Here is a 750-nt window from a genome sequence, read left to right on the forward strand (position 1 = left end):
GTTGCTTATAGAGAAACTATTACTAAGCCAGTTGATATTGAGTACAAGTACTCTAAACAATCAGGTGGTAGAGGTCAATACGGACATGTTAAGATTAGAGTTAACCCACAAGAGCCAGGTGCTGGATACAAATTCGAAAACAAAACTGTTGGTGGATCTGTACCTAAGGAATATGTTGGGCCAACTGATGCAGGTATCCAAGGTGCTATGGCTGCTGGTGTAGTTGCTGGATTCCCAGTTGTTGATATTGCTGTTGAATTATATGATGGTTCTTACCATGATGTCGATTCATCAGAAATGGCATTCAAAATGGCTGGTTCAATGGCTATGAAAGAAGCTCTTAGAAAAGGTGAATCAATATTACTTGAGCCTTACTTCAAGGTTGAAGTTGTTACTCCTGAAGATTATATGGGAGATGTTATGGGTGGATTAAACTCTAAGAGAGGTTTAATACAAGGTATGGAAGCTAGATCTGGTGCACAAGTTATAAATGCATTCGTTCCACTTTCAGAAATGTTTGGATATTCTACTGAATTAAGATCTACTACTCAAGGTAGAGCAACTTATACAATGATATTTGATCACTATGAGCAAGTTCCAGCATCTGTTGCTAAGAAAGTTGCTGAAGGTAAATAATAATTATTTACTTTAAATAAAATTAAAAACTCATAAGGCGAGGATAATCCTCGTCTTATGATTATAAATAATAATATATATTAGGAGGTATTTCACAATGGCTAAAGCTAAATT

1 pseudogene is annotated in these 750 nt (G+C 35.6%); it reads left to right on the forward strand.

The features are described from left to right. Positions 1-636, forward strand: a pseudogene (fusA, locus tag RSC39_RS11955) (elongation factor G); the annotation flags it as partial. Positions 637-750 lie beyond the last annotated feature (114 nt).

The organism is Lactococcus sp. (genome assembly GCF_036648155.1).
GTDB lineage: Bacteria > Bacillota > Bacilli > Lactobacillales > Streptococcaceae > Lactococcus > Lactococcus cremoris.